Source organism: Myxococcus sp. CA056, assembly GCF_013336715.1.
GTDB classification, from domain to species: domain Bacteria; phylum Myxococcota; class Myxococcia; order Myxococcales; family Myxococcaceae; genus Myxococcus; species Myxococcus llanfairpwllgwyngyllgogerychwyrndrobwllllantysiliogogogochensis.
The window spans coordinates 183,824-206,045 of the sequence record NZ_JABUMT010000016.1; the positions used below are offsets into that span (position 1 = coordinate 183,824).

General features: G+C 69.8%; 13 protein-coding genes. 6 read left to right on the plus strand and 7 right to left on the minus strand.

Features of this window, described 5'->3' with window-relative positions:
- Positions 1-186 precede the first annotated feature (186 nt).
- The 3 genes from HUA76_RS38400 (at position 187) to HUA76_RS38410 (ending at position 5,443) form a co-directional block, all read left to right on the plus strand.
- Positions 187-1,848, plus strand: a complete 1,662-nt coding sequence (locus HUA76_RS38400; RefSeq protein ID WP_141646233.1) for an adenylate/guanylate cyclase domain-containing protein — start codon at positions 187-189, stop codon at positions 1,846-1,848.
- On the plus strand, positions 1,845-4,262 hold the full coding sequence (locus tag HUA76_RS38405) for a serine/threonine-protein kinase (RefSeq protein ID WP_174463687.1): 2,418 nt from the start codon (positions 1,845-1,847) through the stop codon (positions 4,260-4,262). The genes HUA76_RS38400 and HUA76_RS38405 overlap by 4 nt, the downstream gene beginning before the upstream one ends.
- Before the next feature lie 230 nt (positions 4,263-4,492).
- Complete coding sequence (locus HUA76_RS38410; RefSeq protein ID WP_174463688.1) at positions 4,493-5,443, plus strand: hypothetical protein; 951 nt, start codon at positions 4,493-4,495, stop codon at positions 5,441-5,443.
- Positions 5,444-5,449: 6 nt separating this feature from the next.
- Here the strand turns inward: HUA76_RS38410 and HUA76_RS38415 are convergent, their stop codons facing one another.
- The 3 genes from HUA76_RS38415 to HUA76_RS38425 all read right to left on the minus strand — a co-directional run bounded on the left by HUA76_RS38415 (position 5,450) and on the right by HUA76_RS38425 (position 10,369).
- Complete coding sequence (locus HUA76_RS38415) at positions 5,450-7,777, minus strand: hypothetical protein (RefSeq protein ID WP_174463689.1); 2,328 nt, start codon at positions 7,775-7,777, stop codon at positions 5,450-5,452.
- A gap of 147 nt (positions 7,778-7,924) precedes the next feature.
- Positions 7,925-9,520: a sigma 54-interacting transcriptional regulator gene (locus tag HUA76_RS38420; protein WP_174459282.1), complete on the minus strand. Its 1,596-nt coding sequence runs from the start codon at positions 9,518-9,520 to the stop codon at positions 7,925-7,927.
- Between the two features lie 15 nt (positions 9,521-9,535).
- Positions 9,536-10,369 (minus strand): MBL fold metallo-hydrolase, encoded by an 834-nt coding sequence (locus HUA76_RS38425; protein WP_141646228.1) that lies wholly within the window; start codon positions 10,367-10,369, stop codon positions 9,536-9,538.
- Between the two features lie 266 nt (positions 10,370-10,635).
- Here HUA76_RS38425 and HUA76_RS38430 point away from each other — a divergent pair, with 266 nt between their 5' ends.
- A complete protein-coding gene (locus HUA76_RS38430; protein WP_174459284.1) occupies positions 10,636-11,400 on the plus strand; it encodes a ParA family protein in 765 nt (254 codons plus the stop codon).
- A 57-nt stretch (positions 11,401-11,457) separates the two neighbouring features.
- On the opposite strand, the gene rnk is transcribed toward HUA76_RS38430, so the two are convergent.
- Both rnk and HUA76_RS38440 read right to left on the minus strand, forming a co-directional pair.
- Complete coding sequence (gene rnk, locus HUA76_RS38435) at positions 11,458-11,874, minus strand: nucleoside diphosphate kinase regulator (RefSeq protein ID WP_141646227.1); 417 nt, start codon at positions 11,872-11,874, stop codon at positions 11,458-11,460.
- A 105-nt stretch (positions 11,875-11,979) separates the two neighbouring features.
- On the minus strand, positions 11,980-14,787 hold the full coding sequence (locus HUA76_RS38440; protein ID WP_174463690.1) for an ELWxxDGT repeat protein: 2,808 nt from the start codon (positions 14,785-14,787) through the stop codon (positions 11,980-11,982).
- A 383-nt stretch (positions 14,788-15,170) separates the two neighbouring features.
- Here HUA76_RS38440 and HUA76_RS38445 point away from each other — a divergent pair, with 383 nt between their 5' ends.
- Positions 15,171-15,350, plus strand: a complete 180-nt coding sequence (locus HUA76_RS38445; protein ID WP_174463691.1) for a hypothetical protein — start codon at positions 15,171-15,173, stop codon at positions 15,348-15,350.
- Positions 15,351-15,353: 3 nt separating this feature from the next.
- Here the strand turns inward: HUA76_RS38445 and HUA76_RS38450 are convergent, their stop codons facing one another.
- Both HUA76_RS38450 and gltB read right to left on the minus strand, forming a co-directional pair.
- Positions 15,354-16,814 (minus strand): glutamate synthase subunit beta, encoded by a 1,461-nt coding sequence (locus tag HUA76_RS38450; RefSeq protein WP_174459287.1) that lies wholly within the window; start codon positions 16,812-16,814, stop codon positions 15,354-15,356.
- 3 nt (positions 16,815-16,817) lie between these two features.
- Positions 16,818-21,374 carry a glutamate synthase large subunit gene (gene gltB, locus HUA76_RS38455; RefSeq protein ID WP_174463692.1) on the minus strand — a complete coding sequence of 1,519 codons (4,557 nt, stop codon included), beginning with the start codon at positions 21,372-21,374 and terminating at the stop codon, positions 16,818-16,820.
- A 314-nt stretch (positions 21,375-21,688) separates the two neighbouring features.
- On the opposite strand from gltB, the gene HUA76_RS38460 reads away from it, so the two are divergent.
- Positions 21,689-22,177: an 8-oxo-dGTP diphosphatase gene (locus HUA76_RS38460; RefSeq protein WP_174463693.1), complete on the plus strand. Its 489-nt coding sequence runs from the start codon at positions 21,689-21,691 to the stop codon at positions 22,175-22,177.
- Positions 22,178-22,222: the final 45 nt, after the last annotated feature.

The following is a 22,222-nucleotide window of genomic DNA, read 5'->3' on the forward strand; positions in this document are numbered from 1 at the left end:
ACCCAGGAGAGAAGCGGGGCGGAGGGGCGGCTGGGGGGTGGACTCCCCCGGGTGACGCGCCGTCCCAGGAACTGGACGCTGACCAGCCGTGCAGCCCTTCGGAGGCCCTTCGGGTCGGACAGCCGCACCAGACGTTCCCTGTGAGGGAGAGGCTCTGGTAGTGTCCGCGCCGGTGAGGATTCGCGCGTGAGCCAGGTTCCCGCCCCATTCGCTCCGAAATCCGGGCAGCTTCGCGGCCCCCGGCTGACCGGGCGCTTCGCGGACGGCACTCTGGGGGAATTTCCCCTGGGGCCGCTGACGTCGCTCGGCCGTCATCCGTCCAACACGTTGCGCCTGGTCGACCGGGAGGTCTCCAAGGAGCACGCGACGATTGAGCGGCAGGGCAAGGACTTCGTCCTGAAGGACCTGGGGTCCTCGAACGGGACGTTCGTCAACGGCAAGCGGGTGAAGGAGCTGCGGCTGAAGGACGGGGACGAGATAGCCCTGGGCTCCTCGCGCCTCATCTTCCACAGCGGCGAGCCGGCGGTGAACCACACCGCGCCCACCGCGCCGGGCGTGACGGTGGTGGCCCAGTCGGTGTCCATGCCCGCCTTCCTGGCGCAGATGGACCAGGTGCCTCAGAACTTCCGTCCCGTGGAGCTGATGACGGACGTGGAGGCGCTGCGCCGCGACTACGAGAAGCTGCGCATCGCCCACGAGTTCCACCGGCAGGTGGGCCTGCAGGGCAGCCAGACGGCCCTGTTCGAGCAGATCCTCAAGGTCGCCTTCCAGCTCCTCGCGGCGGACCACGGCGTCATCCTGAAGGTCGCCGGGGACGGGGAGTTCATCCCGGCGGCGGTGCACCACCGCACGGGCAAGCCCGTCAACGTGATGCTCTCCGACACCGTGCTGAAGCGCGTGGTGGAGACGGGCAAGGCGGTGCTGACGGCGGACGCCATCATCGACGAGCGCTTCTCCGCGGCCGAGAGCATCGTCGCGCAGGGCATCCGTTCAGCCATGGCGGTGCCGCTGATGGTGAACACGAAGATCCAGGCGGTGCTCTTCCTGGACAGCCGGCAGCAGATCAACGCCTTCTCGGAGAAGGACCTGAACATCCTCTCCGGCATCGCCTCGCAGGCGAGCATCGCGCTGGAGAACTCGGCGCTGGGCGAGCAGATCCGCGCGGAGGCGGTGACACGCGCGGAGCTCAGTCGCTTCCTGTCCAAGGCGGTGGCCGACGCGGTGATCTCCGGCGAGACGGAGGACTTGAGACAGAGCCGGCTGGCGGAAGTCAGCTGCCTGTTCGCGGACATCCGGGGCTTCACCACCATCTCCGAGAACGAGTCGCCCCAGGAAGTGGTGTCGATGCTGAACAGTTTCTTCTCGGCGATGGCGGACGTGGTGTTCCGCTACGAGGGGAACCTGGACAAGTTCATTGGCGACTGCGTCATGGCGGTGTGGGGTCCGCCGCTCTCGCATCCGGACGATGCGGCGCGAGCGCTGCGGGCGGCGCTGGAGATGCAGGACGCGGTGGAGGAGATCAACCGTCAGCGCGTCGCGATGGGGAAGGCGCCCATCGAGGTGGGCATCGGCATCAACACCGGTCAGGCCGTCGTGGGCTACATGGGCAGCGCGGAGCGGCATGAGTTCACTGCCATCGGGGACACGGTGAACACGGCTTCTCGACTGTGCGGCATGGCGAAGAGTGGCGAGGTGCTCGCGTCGGAGTCGACGGTCCGCAAGTCCGGGCCTGGCTTCGACGTGGAGGAGCTGAAGGCGCTGCAGGTGAAGGGCAAGGAGAAGGCCGTTCCCACGTATCGTGTCCACGGCGTGGAACACACGACCGCTGCTTCCCCGCGCCGCGCATGACGACGACCCAGGAGTGTCCCAACTGCGGGATCCAGCACGATACCCGGGTCTATGTCAGTGGGCAGAAGGTGGCGTGCCGCTGCGGCATCCGCTTCGAGGTGCGGCGTCAGGACGCGAGCGGCGCTCGCGCGACGTCCCACATCACCGTTGCCCCGCACCGCGCGCAGGGGGCTCCGGAAAACACCCGCGACACCGTGGTGCCGGGGCTTGGCCCCGACGAGCGCGCCCCCCGGAGCACGACGAGCTACGCGAACGGCGGGGCCCTCCGGGACGCCTCGCTGCTGGAGGAGCGCGAGCCCCCGCGTGACGAGCCCGGCTCGGTCCATGGGCGCGTGACGCTGGTGGGCGGGACGGCGGCGAGCAGGGGCCCGCTGGCGAGTGGCATCGAGGTGCTGGGCGTGAATGCCGGCGCGGCGCCCTCGTCGAGCACGGGTGCTTCTCCGAGCGACATGGCGCTTCCCGGGGTCCCACTTCCGGGCGCGGACGTGGCCCCTCCCCTCAATGCCAGCATCGGGCCGAGCGGTGTGGCCATGCCGTCCGCCACACCGGGCCTGGAGGTTCCCGTGGGCGCGACGGTGGTTCGCTCGTCGACGCCGACGGGCCGTGGCAACGCGGACTCCGACTTGAACGTCCACGAGGTGGACACCTTCGTGGCGGCGTCGCGGGTGGCTCTGCCGGGGTTCGAGCTGCTGGAGTTGCTCGGTCGCGGCGGCATGGGCGAGGTGTGGCTCGCGCGGCAGACGTCGCTGGGGCGCACGGTGGCGGTGAAGCTGTTGCCGCCGAAGCTGGCGAAGGACCCGGAGTTCGTGGCGCGGTTCGAGAAGGAGGCCACCGCGCTGGCCGCCCTCAACCACCCGAACATCGTGCAGATCATCGACCGGGGCGTCGCGGGCGAGCACTACTACTTCGTCATGGAGTTCGTGGAGGGGCGCTCGCTGAGAGAGGCCATCTCCGCTGGCGCGTTGTCGCCGCAGCAGAGCCTGAGGCTGATGCTCCAGGTGGCGCGCGCCGTCGAGTGCGCGCACGACAAGGACATCATCCACCGCGACCTCAAGCCGGAGAACATCCTGCTGGACGGGCGGGGCAACGTGAAGGTGGCGGACTTCGGGCTGGCGGGCATCCGTCAGTCGGAGTCCCGGTTGCAGCTCACCGCGACGGCGGTGGCCATGGGCACGCTGAACTACATGGCCCCGGAGCAGCGGCGCGACGCGAAGAACGTGGACGGTCGCGCCGACCTGTTCTCGCTGGGCGTGGTCCTCTACGAACTGCTCACCGGGGACGTGCCCCTGGGGCGCTTCAAGCTGCCGTCCCAGCGCGTGGCGGGGTTGGATTCGCGCGTGGACCTGGTGGTGGAGCGCCTGCTGGAGACGGACCCGGAAGCCCGCTACGAAAAGGCGGGGGAGTTGTGCGCGGCGCTGGAGACGATGATCTCCACCTCGTCCGCGCCGGGCCTGATGACGGGCATCCAGCCGGCACGCCAACTGGCGACCGCGCGCGCCCCGACGACGAGCCAGATTACCCGTCGCCTGCGCATGGGCTGGCGCCAGGTGCGCAGCGGGCTGTCCATCGTGGGCGGGCTCGCGGTGATTGGCCTGGCGGCACGGGTGTTCATGGACGCGTCGGGCCAGAACGGTTCCGAGCGGACCTCCTCCGAGCAGGGCAGGAAGGTGCGCACGCCCACCCGGCCGTTTCCGCCGAACACGTACGGCGAGGCCTTCACCTCGTCGAGCGTGGCGTTGGCCCAGAAGCCCGGCGGGGAGACCCGGTTCGGCGTCACCTTCGAGGGCCAGGGCACCGAGGAACTCAACCTCCACAGCGGGCGGTGGGTGATCGAGGAGGGTGAGCTCAGGGCGTGGCAGGGCGGCCTGGATGCCTCGGGACGGAGGCTGGTGCCGCGCGCGTACGTGGCGCACCGCTACTTCGCGGCCGACGACTTCGACGCCCAGGTGTTGATGGACGTCAAGCCGCTCGGGGACGAGTACCCCGAGGAGCCGGACGCCCAGCACTACGGCGAGCTGTCCTTCCGCATCAAGGACCTCCAGGTGTCGGCCTTCGCCATTCCGGGCGTGGGGATGCGCCTGGCGTGGCGCTACTTCACCGAGGATGGCCACGAGGTGGTGGGCAACAGCGCGCAGGACACGGATGGGCTCGTCGAGGACGAGATGCCGCTGCCCGCGACAGGGCCCTACTTCGTGCGGCTGAAGCTGAGCCCGAAGGCGGAAGGCGTCGTGCTCGCGGAGGGCTTTCTCGGCAAGCAGCGCTTCGCCCGGAAGCTGCTTCCGGGCCTGAAGAACCGCGTCGGCAAGGTGGCGGTGGGGTGCCGCAACCTGGCCTGCACCTTCGACGACCTGTCGGTGAAGGGACAGTTGAAGGAGCGTCCTCCCCGCCAGGCGGTCGCGGGCCAGGAGCAGTAGTCCCCCGGGGCCAGCTCCGCCCCGCGCGCCGGTCTCCTGTTTCCGACACTCCTCGCGCATCGCGCCTCGCCTTGGGGACTGGCGAAGCCGGGCAAGTGTTCTCCTGACGAGGGCTGTCCTCGGGGAGACGGGTTCTCGCCCTGGACGACCTTGCGCGAGCTTCGCGGGCGTCCCACTTTCTTCCGGTGTTCGGGGCCCTGGGGGCTCCGGTCGAGCTGCCGGGGGACGGGATGGAATTCTGGCGCGTCGTGTTGGCGCCCATCTATGCGGCGTTCCTGGCGGCGCTCGTCGTCGCGGCGTTCACGTTTGGACGGCGAGGCGCGCGAGCCCGCATCCCGCGACTTCCGCTGGTCTGGTTCGGAATGCTGGCCCTGGGCGCGCTCGCGCTGGTGTTGCGCTTGGGGGAAGGCGGTGGGCCGACGCTCCTGTCGGACGAGGCCGTTGGCAAGTCCCTGGCGCTCGCGCTGCTGGTGGTGGCGGCCCTCCTGGCGGTGCGTGGCACGCGGGTGCGCTCGGGCGCGGACCTGCTGCGCGGCACGGTGCCCCAATCGCTGGATGAGGCCGTGGCGACGCTGCGCTCCGGTGAGGCGCCGCGCTGGGGCGTCTACCAGGGCACGCTCGATGCCGAGGAGGTGCTCACGTCACCGGGCGGCGTTCCCTGCGCCTTCTTCGAAGCCGAACTGCGCGAGGTGGCGGCGGACGGTCGGAAGGGCGCGCTCCTGTCGCGAGAGCGGGCCTATTCGCCCGCGCTGACGTTGCGAGGCGCACAGGTCCGAGCTCACGTGAGGTTCTCTCCCGCGTCGTTGATGGCGCCGATGCGGCCTCGTCGCTGTCGGACGCTGTCGGTGACGCCGCCCTCGTCCTGGTACGAAGAGGTGCCCGTGAGTCCGGAGGGGCGCGGGCTGTCGGGCGCGAGCGAGGCCGACGATGAGGCTCGGGCACTGTCCTGGGAGCGCGTGGGGAGCGCGGGCGACACCTGCTTCGTGGTGGGCGAGCTGCGGCGCGGCGCTCGCGAGGGCACCTACGAGCTGAGGGGCCGGCGGGGCGGGGCGGCGATGGTGGTGCTGGGCTCGGACGCCGACGTCACGAGGGGCACCCTGGCACGCCTGGCCTGGAGGCACTTCGCGGCGGCCGGAGCGATGTCCATGGCCGCCGCGTTCATGCTGTCGCGCTCGATGTGAGCCGCGCTACGGCGTGGACGGACCCCACGCCGTGGAGAACACGAGCTGCTCCTGGCTGTCGGCGAGCCGCACGGTGAAGGTCCGCTCGATTCCGCCCAGCCCCCGAGGCGTGCTCTTCGCCAGCTCCGCCAGCACCGCGCCGGCCGTGCGCAGGTGGAAGCCCGTGTTCCACAAGCCCTCCAGGTCGCCGTGCACCGTGCGCAGCTCCTCGCCGCTGCGGCGCTCCTCGATGGAGCGGCGCAGGCGCACCAGGCCGTCCACGAAGCGGCGGCACTTGGCCAGCGTGTTGCGGTTCTTGTCCGTGACTTCGGCGAAGCTGAAGTTGCCACCGGGCGGCTGCCACGTCTTCTCGCGCAGGAGCAGGCCCGAGGCGAGCTGCTTCACCGTGGAGTCCCGCTCGATGAACCACGCGGCGATTTGCGCGGCGCGGGTGGGGGAGAGGTCTCCGGACAGGAAGCTGCCCTTGTTCATCACCTCGGTGAGGTACGACTCCCAGATGGGCGCGTAGACGAGCTTGCGGAACTCCGAGGACACGCGGGCCGTCTGCTCGCTCCACGGCATGGCGCGGGCGAGGGCGCGTGAGAACAGCTTGAGGTCGAACGTCTGGAGCCGGGGCACCAGCTCGCGCAGCATGTCGTCGGACACCTTCAGCTCGACCTGCGTCTGCACGTCCGTCTTGCCCAGGTGGGCCTCGAGCTTCGTCGTGACGCTGGACGCATCATTGGCGTCCAGCACACCCCAGACGACGGCGTCGTCCACCGCCTGCTGCAGCTCCTGCTTCGTCAGCTTCTTCTTCTGCCCCCACAGCAGCATGTGAAGGCCGTAGCGGAAGTCGGACGCGGCCGGGGCCTGGGCGAAGGACTCCATGTCCGCGCGGAAGTCCACCGCCCAGCGGTTGCGGTGGCCCATCAGCGCGTCCTCGTACGTGCGCTGTCCCAGGAACGCCTGCCGCCGCGCGCCCTGCGTGTTCTCCTGCGACACCCAGGTCTGCTTGAGCGAGCCGCGCGCCTTGAACACCTCGAAGGTGCCCAGGCTCAGCGAGAAGCCCACGGTCTGCTGGAGCGTGAAGGACGCGGTGTTGAGGTAGTTCTTCAGGGTGAACCTGCCCGCGTTCTCCGGCGCGCGCAGCCACGACATCAGGTCCACCAGGTTGCCGAGCACCAGCTGGCCGTGGAAGTTCAGCGCGGTGGCCTCGTCCAGCTCGACTTCGAGCAGCGTGGAGGACTCGGAGATGCGCAGGTATTCGTACTGGAAGGCGGCGCCGATTCGCGCCTTCACCACCTTCTCCAGCGCGCCCTCCACCTTCTGCTTCAGCTCCTCCCACTCCTGCCGCAGGTGGTCCAGGTTGACGAGCTGCGGGTCCAACCCCAGCCGCTCCAGCACGGTGCGCAGCAGCGCCAGGTCCTCCGAGGAGGCCACCTTCTGGAGGGCCTTGTCGATGAGCTCCTCGACCTTGGCCTCGGCCTGTCCCGCGAGCGCGGACAGCACTTCCTTGAGTCGGGCCTGCACCGCCTCGGGGTCCGCGAAGGCCACCTGGATGCCCAGGCCTGCGCCCTGCGTGGCCTCGTGGGACTTCGCCTTGCGCACCGCGAGCTGGAGGCGGCCCGGGCTCGGGCGGGAGAAGCTGAGCTGGTAGTCGTCGGTGAGCGAGACGCGCGCGCGCACCAGCGCGACGATGGACGTTTTCAGCTCGATGAGCTCGCTGTTCCGGACGAAGGACAGGTCTCCCAGGTTGGTGGTGAAGAGGTCCGCCCAGCCCAGGTCCAGCCCCGTCTCCAGCATGCCGCGCACCCGCCACGACAGCGCGTCACCCGTCCCCAGCTTCGTCAGGTCCGTCGAATTCACCAGCAGGCGCGGCGAGGCCAGGTCTTCTTTCGCGGCCTCGCGCATGTTGCGCGCCAGCGGATGCGCGCGGTAGTCGCTGAGCGTCGCGGACAGCTCCGTCTTCCCATTGGCGGAGACGAATGAGTAGCGGCCGGACGCCCCCGCCTTCACGAGGCCGGTGGCCTGATAACGCATCCACCCCTTGTCGCCGCCCAGGAGGAGCTGCGGACGCGGCGAGTCCGAGGGCGGGGCGTTCGCCGCTGCCGCCTCACCGACGATGCCGTTCTCGTCCACGTCGCCGGAGGAGTTGAAGTTGCGGACGGTGGCCTCGGCGCTGGCCTCGAAGGAGAGCGCGAAGTCCCCCAGGTTCAACTTCGGCGGGAGGATGCCCTCGCGCGTGAGGCCCTCCTGCGCCAGCGTCACCCGGATGTCCTGGTCCTGGAGCTTCACGTCCGGAATCTTCTCGGCCAGCTCCGCCGGCAGGTTTGCCAGCGTCTCAATCACCTTCATGTGAAGCCCCCTCGACCTGCATGGAAGTGCCGTCCCAGCATGCTCCAGGTTATCCCGGGAGGCACGTGCTGTCGGCTTCGAGGTGGAGTCCAGGGCTGGCCCGGCTGGCTGCCTGGGCGCGAGGGGGGGGGCCCGCGGGGAGGAAGGTCACACCTCGTCGCCGAGGCCGTATTCCTTGAGCTTCCGGGCCAGGGTGTTGCGGCCAATCTCCAGCACCTTCGCGGCGGCCGTGCGGTTGCCCTTCACCGAGTCCAGGACGCGCAGGATGTGGAGGCGCTCCACCTCCGCGAGTGGCAGCAGGCCGGCCTCGGCCGATGAGGGACTGGCCGTCGCGCGAGCGGGGTCCGCCATCGACTGGGGCGCCGTGCTGGCGGGAGGCAACCGGTCCATGTCGGGCAGGGGCAGGTGCTCCTCGAGGATTTCGCCCTCGCACAGCACCACCGCGCTCTCGATGCAGTTCTCCAGCTCGCGCACGTTGCCGGGCCAGCGGTAGCGCTTGAGTCGCTCCAGCGCGAGCGGGCTGAGTCGGGGCGGAGGCAGCCGGTGACGTCGCGCCACGGCGGCGACGAAGTGCCGGGCCAGTCGCTCGATGTCCTCCGCGCCGCGCTCGCGCAGCGGGGGCAGGACGACCTCGACGACCTTGATGCGGTAGTAGAGGTCCTCGCGGAAGCGCCCCTCCGCCACCATGCGCGCGAGGTCCCTGTGCGTGGCCGCGACGATGCGCACGTCCACCTTGATGGCCTGGGTGCCGCCCACGCGCTCGAACTCGCGGTCCTGGATGACGCGCAGGAGCTTGCCCTGCACGGGGAGGGGCAATTCGCCAATCTCGTCGATGAACACCGTGCCGTTGTCCGCCGCCTCGAACTTGCCGGGCATGCGGTGGTCCGCGCCGGTGTAGGCGCCGCGCTCATGGCCGAACAGCTCGTTCTCGATGAGCGTCGCGGGCAGCGCGGCGCAGTCCACCTTGACGAAGGGCTTGTCGCGGCGCGGCCCGTTGACGTGGACGGCGCGCGCGAAGAGCTCCTTGCCACTGCCGCTCTCTCCGCGCAGCAGCACGGTGGCGTCGGTGGGCGCGGCCTTGCGCACCAGCCGGTAGATGGCCTGGAGCTGCGGGGACTCGCCGATGATTCGGTTGAAGAAGTAGCCCACCGGGGCGTGCGGCTGGTCCTTCGCGCGCTGGAGCTCCTGGTACAGGCTGGTGCTCTGCAGGGCGGTGCTCACCTGCGAGGCAATCGCGTCGAGCCGCTCGGTGTCCTCCGGGGTGAAGCGATCTCCCCCGCGACGGTTGAGCACCTGGAGCACGCCGTACAGCGCGCCGTCCGCGTCGCGCAGGGGCACCGCCAGCAGACTGGTGGTGCGGTAGCCCGTCATCCGGTCGATGTCCGCGAAGAAGCGCTGCTCTCCGCGCGGGTCCGGGACGTTGATGGAATGGCCCTCCTGGGCCACGGTGCCCGCGACGCCCTGGCCCAGCTTCACGCGAATCTGCGACACCTCCGGCAGGTGCGCCGCGCGGCTGAACAGCTCCCGGCGCGCGGGGTCCAACAGCCACAAGGTTCCCCGGTCCGCCTGCATGGTGGCGGCGATGCGGTCCATCAACGTCTGGAGGAATGCATCCAGGTCCACCTCTCTGCCGACGAGCGCTCCGAAGGGGAGGAGGACCTGGGTGATGTCCGCGGCAGGGGGCATGGTGGGCAGTGGCGGGAGGATGAAGGCCGACGCGTCACCATAGCATTCGAGTGGCATCGTTCCGCCCGCCTCTCAGGCCGCGCGGCCCAGGATCAGTCGCTGCCCCTCGCGGGCCGGCTCGCACACGGGGAAGAGGGTGCGCGCCTGCTCGGCCATGTCCTCCAGCGTCTCGTCGGTGTGCGCCGGGTCATGGTGGAACAGGCACAGCCGCCGCGCGCCCACCGTCTTCGCCACGTCCGCCGCGTCCATCATCGTCGAGTGGCCCCAGCCCTTCTTCGGGATGCCCTTGCGGCCGTCGTACTCCTCGGGCGTGTACTGCGCGTCCAGGCACAACACGTCCGCGCCCTCGAACAGCCGCGCCACCTCCGGCGTCAGGTCCTCGCGGCACAGCTCCACGTCCGTGGCGTAGATGAACGAGTGCCCATCCGCCTCCACCCGGTACGCCAGGCACCCCTGCGGGTGCGGCACGTCGATGGGCGTCACCTTGAAGGGCCCCACCTCCACCGTCTTGCCGTGCAGCGCGGACAGGAAGTCCATCCGCGAGCGCATGATGCTCAGCGGCACCGGGAAGTGCGGCGGCTGCATCTGCGCCGCCAGCTCCGACTGGAGCGCCTGCGCGCCATTCGCGCCGGGACCGTACATCGTCAGCTCCGTCGTGGGCAGGTACGCGGGCGTGAAGAAGGGGAAGCCCTGCACGTGGTCCCAGTGCAGGTGCGAGAAGAACATCGCGACCTTGTGCGGCGGGCCCTCGCGCATCATCACCTCACCCAACGCCCGGATGCCCGTGCCCGCGTCGAGGATCAGCCGGTGGCCCTGGCTCGTCACCTCCACGCATGCCGTGTTGCCGCCGATGCGCGAACCCGAGACAGCGATGCTCCCCCGAACGCCGTAGAACCGGATATCCATGACGACCTCCTCATTCAATGGAGGGCCTCCGTGAGGACGCCCTGATGCCCCGTGCTTGAGCACGTGGGATGCCATGTCCAAGTGGCTGGAATTATTGACGAGAGGTCTGACGTTGCGGGGCACCGCACCATTCTGGAGCGCCCCTGGATGGTGCGGCCGTACCATTCCGGGGCATCGAGAATTACGGGGAGTTCCGGCTGATGGCCGGGCTGCTGGGGGCCCTGGCGTTCATCGCCCGCGTGGGAGATCCGGTATAGGACGGAGCCATGGCGTTGATTGCGTTCTGCACCATCAAGGGCGGCGTGGGGAAGACGACGCTCTGCGCGCACGTGGCCTCCGCGCTGGCGGACATGGGCAAGCGCGTGCTGCTGTTGGACCTGGATCCCCAGGCGCACGCGTCGCTCGTGCTGGGGCTGGAGAGTCGCGAGGGGCCGTGTGTCGGGGAGGCCCTGGGCGCGCGGCCCAAGTACCGGTTGGACCAGGTGGTGGTGGCGTCACCGAAGCGGCCCACGCTCTTCATCGCGCCGGCGGCGCCTCGCATGGCGGCGATGGAGCGCGAGCTGTTCCAATGGGGACACCGCCTGCAGGCGATTCCGCGCGCACTGAAGACGCTGAGCTGGACACCGGACGTCATCCTCGCGGACACGCCGCCGAGCATCGGCGCGTACACGGAGGCGGTGCTGGGCTTCTCCGACCTCGTCGTGGCGCCGGTGCCCACGGGGGCCTTCGCGCTCCAGGGCCTGGGCGAAATCGAAGCGGCGTGGCGCGACGTGCGTGAGCAGCAGAGCGGCGAACTGGTGGCGGTGGTGAACCTGTGGGACCGGCGCACCACGGCGACCAACGAGGCGATGGAAGAGGCGCTGAAGGACTCGACGGTGCCGGTGCTGCGCGCGCGGATTCCGCGCTCGGAGTCCATCAATCAAGCGGGGCTGGGCTACGAGGTGGTGTTCGACACGAGCCCCGCGGCGCCGGGTGTCGAGGAGCTGCGGGCCCTGGCGCAGGAGCTGGCGAAGCGCGTGGGCCTGCGCTGACTTACGGCGTGGGCACCCGCCCCGGGAGCACGGGACGGGCGCCTTCGCGCGAATCAATCAGAGGTGGTAGTGGCCGGCGGCCTCGGGCTGGTAGGGCACGGCGACGATGCGCAGTCGCTTGGTGCGCCCGCTCGGCAGCGGCCAGGCAATGGACTGCCCCACGGACAGGCCGATGAGGGCGCTGCCGATGGGGGCGAGCACGGAGATGCGACCCTCGTCGCTCTTCGCGTCCCTCGGGTAGACGAGCGTGACCTGCCGCTGCTCGCCGGTCTGCTCATCCTCGAACAGCACGGTGCTGTTCATCGTCACGACGCTGGGAGGAACCGTCTCCGAGGACACCACCTGGGCCCGGGACAGCTCCGAATCAAGCATCTCCACGAGCTCGGCCGTACGGCCCCCTCCATGGTGGTCGATGACCTGGCGCAGACGCTCCAGGTCGGTCTCAGTCACGATGAGGGACTGCTCGCTGGTCATGTCGATGGCTCCCGTGAAAAGTAAAGAATGAGGATAGGGTCAACACCGCGCCAACGGCTGGGCGAAATATCTATTCCCGGCGAGCCCGGAGAGCCATGCGGGGCCTCAGCCGCCGTCGTCCGGGAGCTTCAGCACCCACCACTCGATTCCCTGGGCGCCGTCGTCCGCGAGGAAGAAGACCTGGGGCCCCGCGTGCGTGAAGAAGTAGGGGAGCGCGCCGAGCGGTCCGGGTACCAGTTCCTGTCGTAACCGCGTCCCCGACTCCATGCCGTGGGTCTCCCAGAGCTCCGCGCCATTGACGCCATCGTCCGCATGGAAGAGGGCCGTCGTGCCCACGCCTGTCATCCAGCGGGGCTCCGAGTGGGCGGGGCCCGGGTGGATGTCCTTCACGAGGAAGGCGCTGCCGGGCGTGCCGTCGGTGCGCCACAGTTCGATGCCGTGGGTGCCGTCATCGGCGCTGAAGAGGACGCTCGGGCCGAGCGCGCCGAACCACAGGGGATAGGAGCCCTCCGGGCCGGGATACACGTCGAAGGCCAGGGTGGTGCCGCTCTCGGTGCCGTCGCTGAGCCAGGGCTCGCGGCCCGCCAGGGGGTCCGCCGCCGCGAAGAAGACGCGGTCTCCCGCGACGGTGAAGGTGTCCGCGAATGAACCGCTCGGGCCCGGCCAGATGTCGCGCAGGAGCCGGGTGCCGCTCTCGGTGCCATCACTGACCCAGGGCTCCTCGCCGTGTTCGCCATCGTTGGCGGCGAAGATGAGCCGCGAGCCGAGGGCGGTGAGGGTGTTGGGGAATGAGCCGGTGGGGCCTGGCAGGAGGTCTTTCACCAGATGTGTCCCGGCCTCGGTGCCGTCGCTGATGCCGAGCTCCCATCCGGCGTCAGGGAAGTTCGCGAGGAAGAAGATTCGCGAGCCCACGACGGTGAGGTAGCGCGGCGAGCCGTCCTCGGCGCCAGGGGCCAGGTCCTTGACGAGCGTGGTGCCCGCGGGAGTTCCGTCCGTGCGCCACAGCTCCTCGCCGTGGCTCGCGTCGCGCGCGTTGAAGTACGCGATGCCATCCAGCACGACCGGGGTTCCATCGCCCTGGCTGCTCCCCGAGCCGGGCCGGATATCCCTCACCATCACCGTGCCCTCGGTGGTGCCGTCCGTGCGCCACAGCTCCCGGCCGTGGACGCCATTGTCGGCGAAGAAGAGGGCCCATGGGCCGACGACGAAGAAGTCGGAGGGCTCGGAGGATAGGGGGCCCGGGCGCAGGTCCTTGATGAGCACGGTGCCCGCCGGGGTTCCGTCGGTGCGCCACAGCTCCTGGCCGATGCTGCCGTCGTCCGCGTCGAAGTAGAGCGTGTTGCCTCGCGTCGTCCACGCGCGGGTGTTGGCGCTGCCTGGGCCCGGGAAGATGTCCTGGATGAGGCGCGCGGGCGAGGGGCTCGAGTGCAGCGTGTCCTCGTCGTCGCCCGTCCACAGCAGGTGCTTCGCGGCGACTCGGAAGTCGTAGCCCACGTCCCGGGCCCACAGCTCGGCGCCGGTCCCGCGCTCGTTCGCGGTGAAGAACACCCTACGGCCGCTGACCGTGAAGTCGCGCGCGGCGGATGAGAACGCACCGGGGGACAGGTCCTCCAGTCGAGAGGTTCCGCGTCCGGAGCCATTGCTGCTCCAGGGCTCGTGGCCCTTCCCTGGCTCGCGCGCGGAGAAGTACAGCCGTCCCCTCGCTTCACGGAGGAAGGCGAGGGCGGAGCCCTGGGGGCCGGGCACGAGGTCCTTGACGAGCACGGTGCCGTCGGGTGTGCCGTCGCTGCGCCACAACTCGTCACCGTGCTGGGGAGACCAGGCGGAGAAGTAGAGGCGCCCGTCCATCGCGGTGAGTTCGCGGGGGTTGGAGCTGGCGGAGCCCGCGGCGATGTCGCGCACGGGGAAGGTTCCGAGCACGGAGCCATCGCTGCGCCACAGCTCGTCGCCATGGTCGGGGAAGCTGGTGACGAAGAAGAAGAGGTTGCCCGCGGCGCGAGCGCGCAAGGGCCCTTCGAGCGTGGGGAACGGGAGGTCCATGAGCCTCACCGTGCCATTCGGGTTGCCGTTGCTCGTCCAGAGCGCGAGCGCGGGGAGTTCACCGGGAAGGACGTCGTCGTCCTCGTAGCTCACGAAGAAGAAGAGTCGGCCGTCCACCTGGGTGAGCGCCCTGGGGCGGACGATGACGCCAGGTGGGGCGTCGACTTCCTTCACGGCGACGGTGCCGCTGGTCGTGCCGTCGCTGCGCCAGAGGACCCGGTCGACGAAGAAGTAGAGCCGGCCTTGCGCTGCGACGAGTTGGGAAGGGAATGCGCCGGATGGACCTTCCGCGATGTCCTTCACCAGCGCGGTGCCTCCCGCGGTGCCATCCGTCCGCCACAGCTCGACGCCGGACTGGCCGTCATGGGCGAAGAAGAAGAGGTGCTCGCCGAGCTGGACGAGGCTCTCGGGGTGGGAGCCCAGGGGGCCTGGACGCAAGTCCACGACGAGGCGGGTGTTCGAACTCCGTCCTTCACTGCGCCACAGCTCCTCGCCGTGCTCGCCGTCATGGGCGATGAAGTAGAGCGTGTCTCCCACCGCGGTGAGCTCACGCGGCTCCGAGCCGAGGGGCCCAGCGCGGACGTCCTTGACGAGGAAGGTGCCTCGGTCCGAGCCATCGCTCTTGAAGAGTTCGGTGCCTCGGGAGCGGTCGGTGGCGACGAAGTAGAGGGTGCCGTTGACGTCGGTCAGTTCATGCGGGCCGGAGCTGAGGCGGCCTCCCGCGATGTCGTCCACGGGGTAGGGGGAGTCCAGCACGTCCGGGGTGCCCCCCAGCTTTCCCATCGACAGGGTGTCCGCATCTCCTCCGCCACAGCAGAGCGCGGAGACCAGCAACGTGAGGAGCAGTGACAAAGGCAGGAGCGGCAACGCCATGAGGGACACCGTTCTTCGCGCGACATTTCTCGCGCGAGTGGGCGCCAAAGGTGGCTTGCTCCCGCCTCGTGAAAACCCACCCTCCAGGGACGGGGAATTGAGCGCCCGGGCACATCGCCACGGTCGGTTCGAGGCGACTCAGCGGCCGAAGCCGCGTCGAGAAGTGCGCCACGGTGGATGGAACAGTGTCAGCCTGGGGACCACTGTCTGGTCCGGAGGGCCAACATGTTCACGTTCATCGACGGCCTGTCGTCCTTCCTGACGCCGTTCGTTCCTTGTGACTCCGGCTCCTGGCGCTGCGTGAATGGGCCTCGGGAGTGCTGGAGGGCCACCCGTTCCAGCTCTCCGTCAGACATCGAAAGATGCCGACTGAACTGCGTCCCATGGCAGAGGACGTGGCCAACGCGCTGGCCGCGCACGCCACGTCCGCGACAGCACTCGCACGAAAGCTGGACCGCTCCATCATCGCGCTCTGGGGCTGCCCCCTCGAACGGCTCGACCAACGCGTCACCGTGGCCGAGCTTGTCGCCGAGGGACTTCAGCTCCAGACGTTCGAGCCCTGACGCTCAGAACGGACTGTCCGCGCCGCGTGTCGGCAACACCGACACGCCGCCGGACAAGTACGCGTCGATGGACTTCGCCGCCTCGCGGCCATCAGACAGGGCCCAGACGATGAGGCTCGCGCCCCGGCTGGCATCCCCCGCGCTGTAGACACCATCCGCCGAGGTGGCGAAGCGCTTGTCCACCTGCACCGTGCCGCGAGGCGAGAGCGCCACGCCCAGGTCGTCCACGAGTCCCGTTGTCTCCGGGCCGGTGAAGCCCATCGCCAGGATCAGCAGGTCCACCTCGAGCGTCGTCTCGGAGTCGGGAACCTCCACCAGCCTCGGGCCGCCGCCGACCGCGCGCTGCACCTCCACCTTCACGGCGTGCAGGGCCTCCAGCTTCCCGTCCGTGCCGACCAGTCGCTTCGTCTGCATCGCGAAGCCTCGCTCGCCGCCTTCCTCCTGGCTCGACGACGTGCGGAAGACCACCGGCCACCGGGGCCACGGGTTGTCCAGCGCGCGCACGGAGGGAGGCGAGGGGAACAGCTCGATTTGCTGCACGCTCTTCGCGCCCTGCCGCAGCGCCGTGCCCAGGCAGTCCGAGCCCGTGTCACCACCTCCAAGGATGACCACGCGCTTGCCCGCAGCGTTCAGTCGCTCCTGCTGTTCACCGTGCCCATCCACGAGCCGGTTCTGGTGCTCCAGGTACTCCATGGCCTGCACCACGCCGCTCAGCTCGCGCCCGGGCACCTCCAGCTCACGCGCCCGTCGCGCGCCCATTGCGAGCAAGAGCGCGTCATGTCGCCCGCGCAGTTCACGGAAGCTCACCGAGCCGCCCACGTCCACGCCGGTGCGGAACACCACGCCCTCCGCCTCCATCAGCGCGAGGCGACGGTCCACCACGGACTTCTCCAGCTTGAAGTCCGGAATCCCGTAGCGCAGCAGCCCTCCGGCCTTCGGGTCGCGCTCGTACACGGTGACGCTGTGCCCGGCCGCATTGAGCTGCGCCGCCGCCGCGAGCCCCGCGGGTCCCGAGCCCACCACGCCGACAGTTCGTCCCGTGCGCCGGGTGGGAGGCCGGGGCTTCACCCAGCCCTCCGTGAAGGCGCGCTCGGCGATCTCCTTCTCCATCTGCTCGATGGTCACCGCGTCGCGGTCGATGGCCAGCACGCACGCCGCCTCGCACGGCGCGGGGCACAGCCGGCCCGTCATCTCCGGGAAGCCGTTGGTGCGGGTGAGGATGTCGTACGCCTCGCGCCAGCGGCCCCGGTACACGGCCTCGTTGAAGTCCGGGATGAGGTTCCCGAGCGGACAGCCCTGGTGACAGAAGGGGACGCCACAGTCCATGCAGCGCCCTGCTTGTCGCTTGGCTTCCTCGGGAGCCAGCGGCAGCGCGAACTCCCGATAGTCGCCCAGCCGCTCCTGCTTCTCGCGCTTGTGCGGGTGGACGCGGGCCCACTCCATGAATCCGGTCGGCTTGCCCATGGTTCAGCCCCTCCCGCCGACGACGTGTTGGAGCTGCGCCCCCACCGAGGTCTCCGGTGGCTTCTTCGCCGCGCGTCGCGCCTGCAACACGCGCTTGTAGTCCGTCGGCATCACCTTCACGAACCGGGGCACCATCAACTCCCAGTTGTCGAGCACCCGCCGCGCCAGCGCGCTGTGCGTATGCCGCAGGTGTCGCTCGACCATGCCGTGCACGAGCCAGATCTCCGACTCGTCCACCAGCGACTCCAGCTCCACCATTTCTAGGTTGCACCGCTGTCGGAACGTCGACTCCTTGTCCAACACGTACGCGGTACCGCCGCTCATGCCCGCCGCGAAGTTGCGGCCCGTGGGGCCCAGCACCACCACCACGCCGCCCGTCATGTACTCGCAGCCGTGGTCGCCCACGCCTTCCACCACCGCCTGCGCGCCGCTGTTGCGCACCGCGAAGCGCTCACCCGCGAGTCCTCGCAGGTACACCTCGCCCGCCGTGGCGCCGTAGAGGGCCGTGTTGCCCACCAGCACGTTCTCCTCCGCCACGAAGCGGCTGGACTGGTGCGGGTAGACGATGATGCGTCCGCCCGAGAGGCCCTTGCCCACGTAGTCGTTGGCGTCTCCCTCCAGCTCCAGCGTGACGCCGGAGACCAGGAACGCGCCGAAGCTCTGACCCGCCGAGCCCTTCATCCGCACGTGCAGCCGCCCGTCCGGGAGCCCTCGCGCCCCATACTTCTTGGCGATCTCCCCGGACAGCATGGCGCCCACCGCGCGATGCGTGTTGCTCACCGGCCGCGTCAACAGCATGGCGGGCCCACCGTCGATCACCGCCTTCGCGTCGCGAAGCAGCTCGTGGTCCAGGTGGTCCGACACATCCTTGGAGCGGGGCACCGTGCAGTGACGGGGCTCGCTCTCCGGAGCGGCGGGCGCGGCCAGCAGCGCGGAGAGGTCCACGCGTCGCGCCTTCCAGTGGTCCACCGCCGCGCGCTGGCGCAGCAGGTCCACCCGGCCCACCAGCTCCTCCATGGTCCGAGCCCCCAGCGCCGCCATCTTGCGCCGCAGGTCCTCCGCGATGAGCAGGAAGAAGTTCACCACGTCCTCGGGCTTGCCCTGGAAGCGCTCTCGCAGCGCTCCGTCCTGCGTGGCGATGCCGGCCGAGCACGTGTTGAGGTGGCACTTGCGCAGCATGATGCAGCCCACGGCCACGAGGCTCGCGGTGGCCATGCCGAACTCCTCGGCGCCCAGCAGCGCGGCCACCAGCACGTCGCGCGCGGTGCGCAGGCCGCCGTCCGCCTGCACGCGGATGCGCGAGCGCAGCCCGTTGTGCACCAGCACCTGCTGCGTCTCCGCGAGGCCCAGCTCCCACGGCAGGCCCGCGTGGTGGATGCTCGAAATCGGCGAGGCGCCGGTGCCGCCCTCGTATCCGGAGATGACGACGCAGCCCGCGCCCGCCTTCGCCACGCCCGCGGCGATGGTGCCCACGCCCACCTCGCTCACCAGCTTCACGCTCACCCGTGCCTTCGGGTTGGTGGACTGGAGGTCGTAGATGAGCTGCGCCAGGTCCTCGATGGAATAGATGTCGTGGTGCGGAGGAGGGGAGATGAGCGTCACGCCAGGCGTGGACCAGCGGACCTTGGCGATGCGCTCGTCCACCTTGTGGCCCGGAAGCTGGCCGCCCTCGCCGGGCTTGGCGCCCTGGGCGACCTTGATCTGCAGCTCGTCCGCGTTGACCAGATACTCGGTGGTGACACCGAAGCGCGCGCTCGCCACCTGCTTGATGGCGCTGCGGCGCAGGTCGCCGTGCTCGTCCGGCAGGTAGCGCCGAGACTCCTCGCCACCCTCGCCGCTGTTGGACCTGCCACCCAGCCGGTTCATCGCGATGGCCAGCGTCTCGTGGGCCTCCGCGCTGATGGAGCCGAAGGACATGGCGCCCGTGACGAAGCGACGCGCCAGCGACAGGGCCGGCTCTACTTCTTCCAGGGGGACGGGACGACAACCCTCGGTCACGACCTCCAGGAGACCGCGCAGGTTACAGTGCTCGTGCGTCTCGTCGTCCGCCAGCCGCGAGTACTCCGCGAACTGCGCCGCGTCGTTGCCGCGCACCGCCGCCTGGAGCTTGGCGATTGTCGCCGGATTCCACTTGTGTCGCTCGCCCTGTCGGCGCCAGCGGTACTGGCCGCCCACGGGGACCTGGCCCTCCGCTGTCTCGAAGCCGCGCGCGTGGCGCTCCGCGACCTCTCGTCCCAGCTCGGGCAGACCCACGCCTTCCACTCGGGAGGGCGTACCGGTGAAGTGGCGTTCAATCAGGCCGCGCTGAAGTCCCACCGCTTCGAACAACTGAGAGCCTCGGTAGGACTGGAGCGTGGAGATGCCCATCTTGGACATCACCTTCATCAGTCCTTCCTCCACGGCGTGGATGAAGCGCTCCTGCGCCTTCTCCGCGTCCACCCCCAGCTCGCCCCCGTCCGCCATCGCCCGCACCGTGTCCAGCGCCAGGTACGGATTCACCGCCGCCGCGCCGTAGCTGAAGAGGCAGGCGAAGTGATGCACCTCGCGCGCCTCCGCCGTCTCCAGCAGGAGGCCCGTGTACATGCGGATGCCGTCACGGACCAGGCGCTGGTGCACCGCGGACATGGCCAGCAGGGCGGGGATGGCCGCGTGCGTGACGTCCACGCCCCGGTCGCTCAGGAGCAGGATGCTCGCGCCCGCGTCCACCGCGTCGACCGCCGCCGCGCACAGCTTCTCCACCGCCGCTTCCAGCGCGCCCTCTCCGCCGTCCAGGGGATAGAGCAGCGACAGGCGCTTCGTCTCGAACAGGCCCTCGCCGTGGATGGAGGCCAGCCGCGCGAGCTGCCCGTTGGTGAGGATGGGGCCGGGCAGCGAGAGCCGGTGGCACTGCTCGGGCGTCTCCTCGAAGGTGTTGCTCTCCGGGCCCAGCGCCGTCGCCAGCGTCATCACCAGCGACTCGCGCAGCGGGTCGATGGGCGGGTTCGTCACCTGCGCGAAGAGCTGGTGGAAGTACGAGAAGAGGCTGGGGGCCTGGTCGCTGAGCACCGCCAGCGGCGTGTCCGTGCCCATGGAGCCCACCGGCTCCTTGCCCGTCTCCGCCATGGGGGTGATGACCGAGCGGATGTCCTCCACCGTGTAGCCGAACGCGCCCTGGAGCCGCGTCAGTTCGTCGCCGCGCAGCCGCTCCGGCGCGGCGATGGTGGGCAGGTCGTCGAAGGTGAAGACGTTGCGTTGGAGCCAGCGACGGTAGGGCCAGCGCGTGCTGATGTCGCGCTTCACCTCCTCGTCCTCCAGGATGCGGCCCTCGGTGGTGTCCACCAGCAACATGCGGCCCGGCGTCAGGCGCCCCTTGCGCCGCACCTGCGAGGGAGGCACGTCGATGACGCCTGTCTCCGAGGCGAGGATGATGCGGTCATCCTCGGTGACGAGGTAGCGCGCTGGCCGCAGCCCGTTGCGGTCCAACGTCGCGCCGATGAGCTGCCCGTCCGTGAAGGCGATGGCCGCGGGCCCGTCCCACGGCTCCAAGAGCGCGGAGGAGTACTCGTAGAACGCGCGCTTCTCGTCCGACATCAGCGCGTCGCCCTCCCACGCCTCCGGAATCATCATCATCATCGCGTGGGGCAGGGTGCGGCCGCCCAGGTAGAGCAGCTCCACCATGTTGTCGAACTGCGCGGAGTCGCTCTTGCCCGGGACGATGATGGGCCACAGCGGCTCCAGGCTCCCGCCCAGCCGCGCCGTCTGGAGCAGTCCGCGTCGCGCCGTCATCCAGTTGCGATTGCCACGCAGGGTATTGATTTCGCCGTTGTGCGCGATGAAGCGGAACGGCTGCGCCAGCTCCCACGTGGGGAACGTGTTGGTGGAGAAGCGCGAGTGCACCAGCCCCAGCGCGCTGACGAACTCCGTGTGCTGGAGGTCCGGGTAGAAGCGCGGCAGGTCTGCGGGAAGCAGCAGCCCCTTGTAGACGAGCGTCTCCGAGGAGAGGCTGGCCAGATGGAAGCGGCCCATCGGGTCCACGCCGCGCGCCAGCACGCGGTTCTCCGTCAGCTTGCGGATGCGGTACAGCTTGCGCTCGAACGCGCTGGGCACCACGCGGCGCCGGGCGATGAAGAGCTGGCGGATGACGGGCGCGGCCTCGCGAGCCACCGGCCCCAGGTGCTCCGGCGCCACCGGGACGTCGCGCCAGCCGAGCACGCGCTGCCCCTCCTCGGCGACGACCTCCTCCAGCACCGCCTCGCACGCGGCCCGGGCTTCGACCTCCTGCGGCAGGAACACCTGCGCCACGCCGTACTGTCGACGCGGAGGCAGCTCGAAGCCCAGCTCCGGCGCCTCATGCTCGAAGAAGCGGTGCGGCAACTGGACGAGGATGCCGGCGCCGTCTCCCGTTCGAGGATCCTTCCCCGCGGCCGCCCGGTGACTCAGGCGGTTGAGCAGTTCCAGGGCGTCCTCGACAATGCCTCGAGAGCGCTCACCTCGCAGGTGAGCCACGAAGCCCACTCCGCAGGCATCGTGTTCGGTCTCGGGCTCGTAGAGGCCGTACCGGCCGGGGAGGATCGCGGTCATCAACTTCCCCTTTCCCGCCTGACGCGGGAGGTCATCGCTGTGTCGCTACACGCTAACGCGACGCGTCGACTCCCGTAAAGAAGCCACGAGCGAGAGGCCGGTGGTCGGGCAGTGGGCCAAGGGGCCTTGCCGGCCACCCCCAAGACGGAGGCCCTCGTCAATGGGTGGCCAGTCGATTGCCCTCGGGGGAGGGGCGGCCTCGTCACGCCGTGGGAGGGACCCACCGTGGTGGGTGGACCGGGGGCGCCCGGGATTCGCTATGAAGCGGCGCGTCCGCGCGAGCTCTTCTCGCACGGCGTCATGAGGACCGCGCCATGCCCTACACCCCCATCATCGGCACCCTGGGCTACGTGATGTCGCCGGACGGGCAACGGGTGCTGCTGATCCACCGCAACGCCAGGCCCGACGACGCGCACCTGGGCAAGTACAACGGGCTCGGCGGGAAGATGGAGCGCGACGAGGACGTGGGCGCGTGCATGCGCCGCGAGATTCGCGAAGAGGCGGGCATCGAGTGCACGCGCATGGTCCTTCGCGGCACGCTGTCCTGGCCCGGCTTCGGCAAGCACGGTGAGGACTGGCTCGGCTTCGTCTTCCGCATCGACGCCTTCGAGGGCACGCCGCTGGAGCGCAACGCGGAGGGCACGCTGTCCTGGGTGCCCCTCGACGAGCTTCCTCGCCTGCCCATGTGGGACGGAGACCGGCACTTCCTGCCGCTCGTGTTCGACGAGGACCCTCGGCCGTTTCACGGCGTCATGCCGTATTCCGAGGGACGCGCGTTGAGCTGGAGTTTCACGCGGCTGTGAGACGCACCCTGTCTGGGTTTGCCACGCGCGGGGTGCGTGTATCGG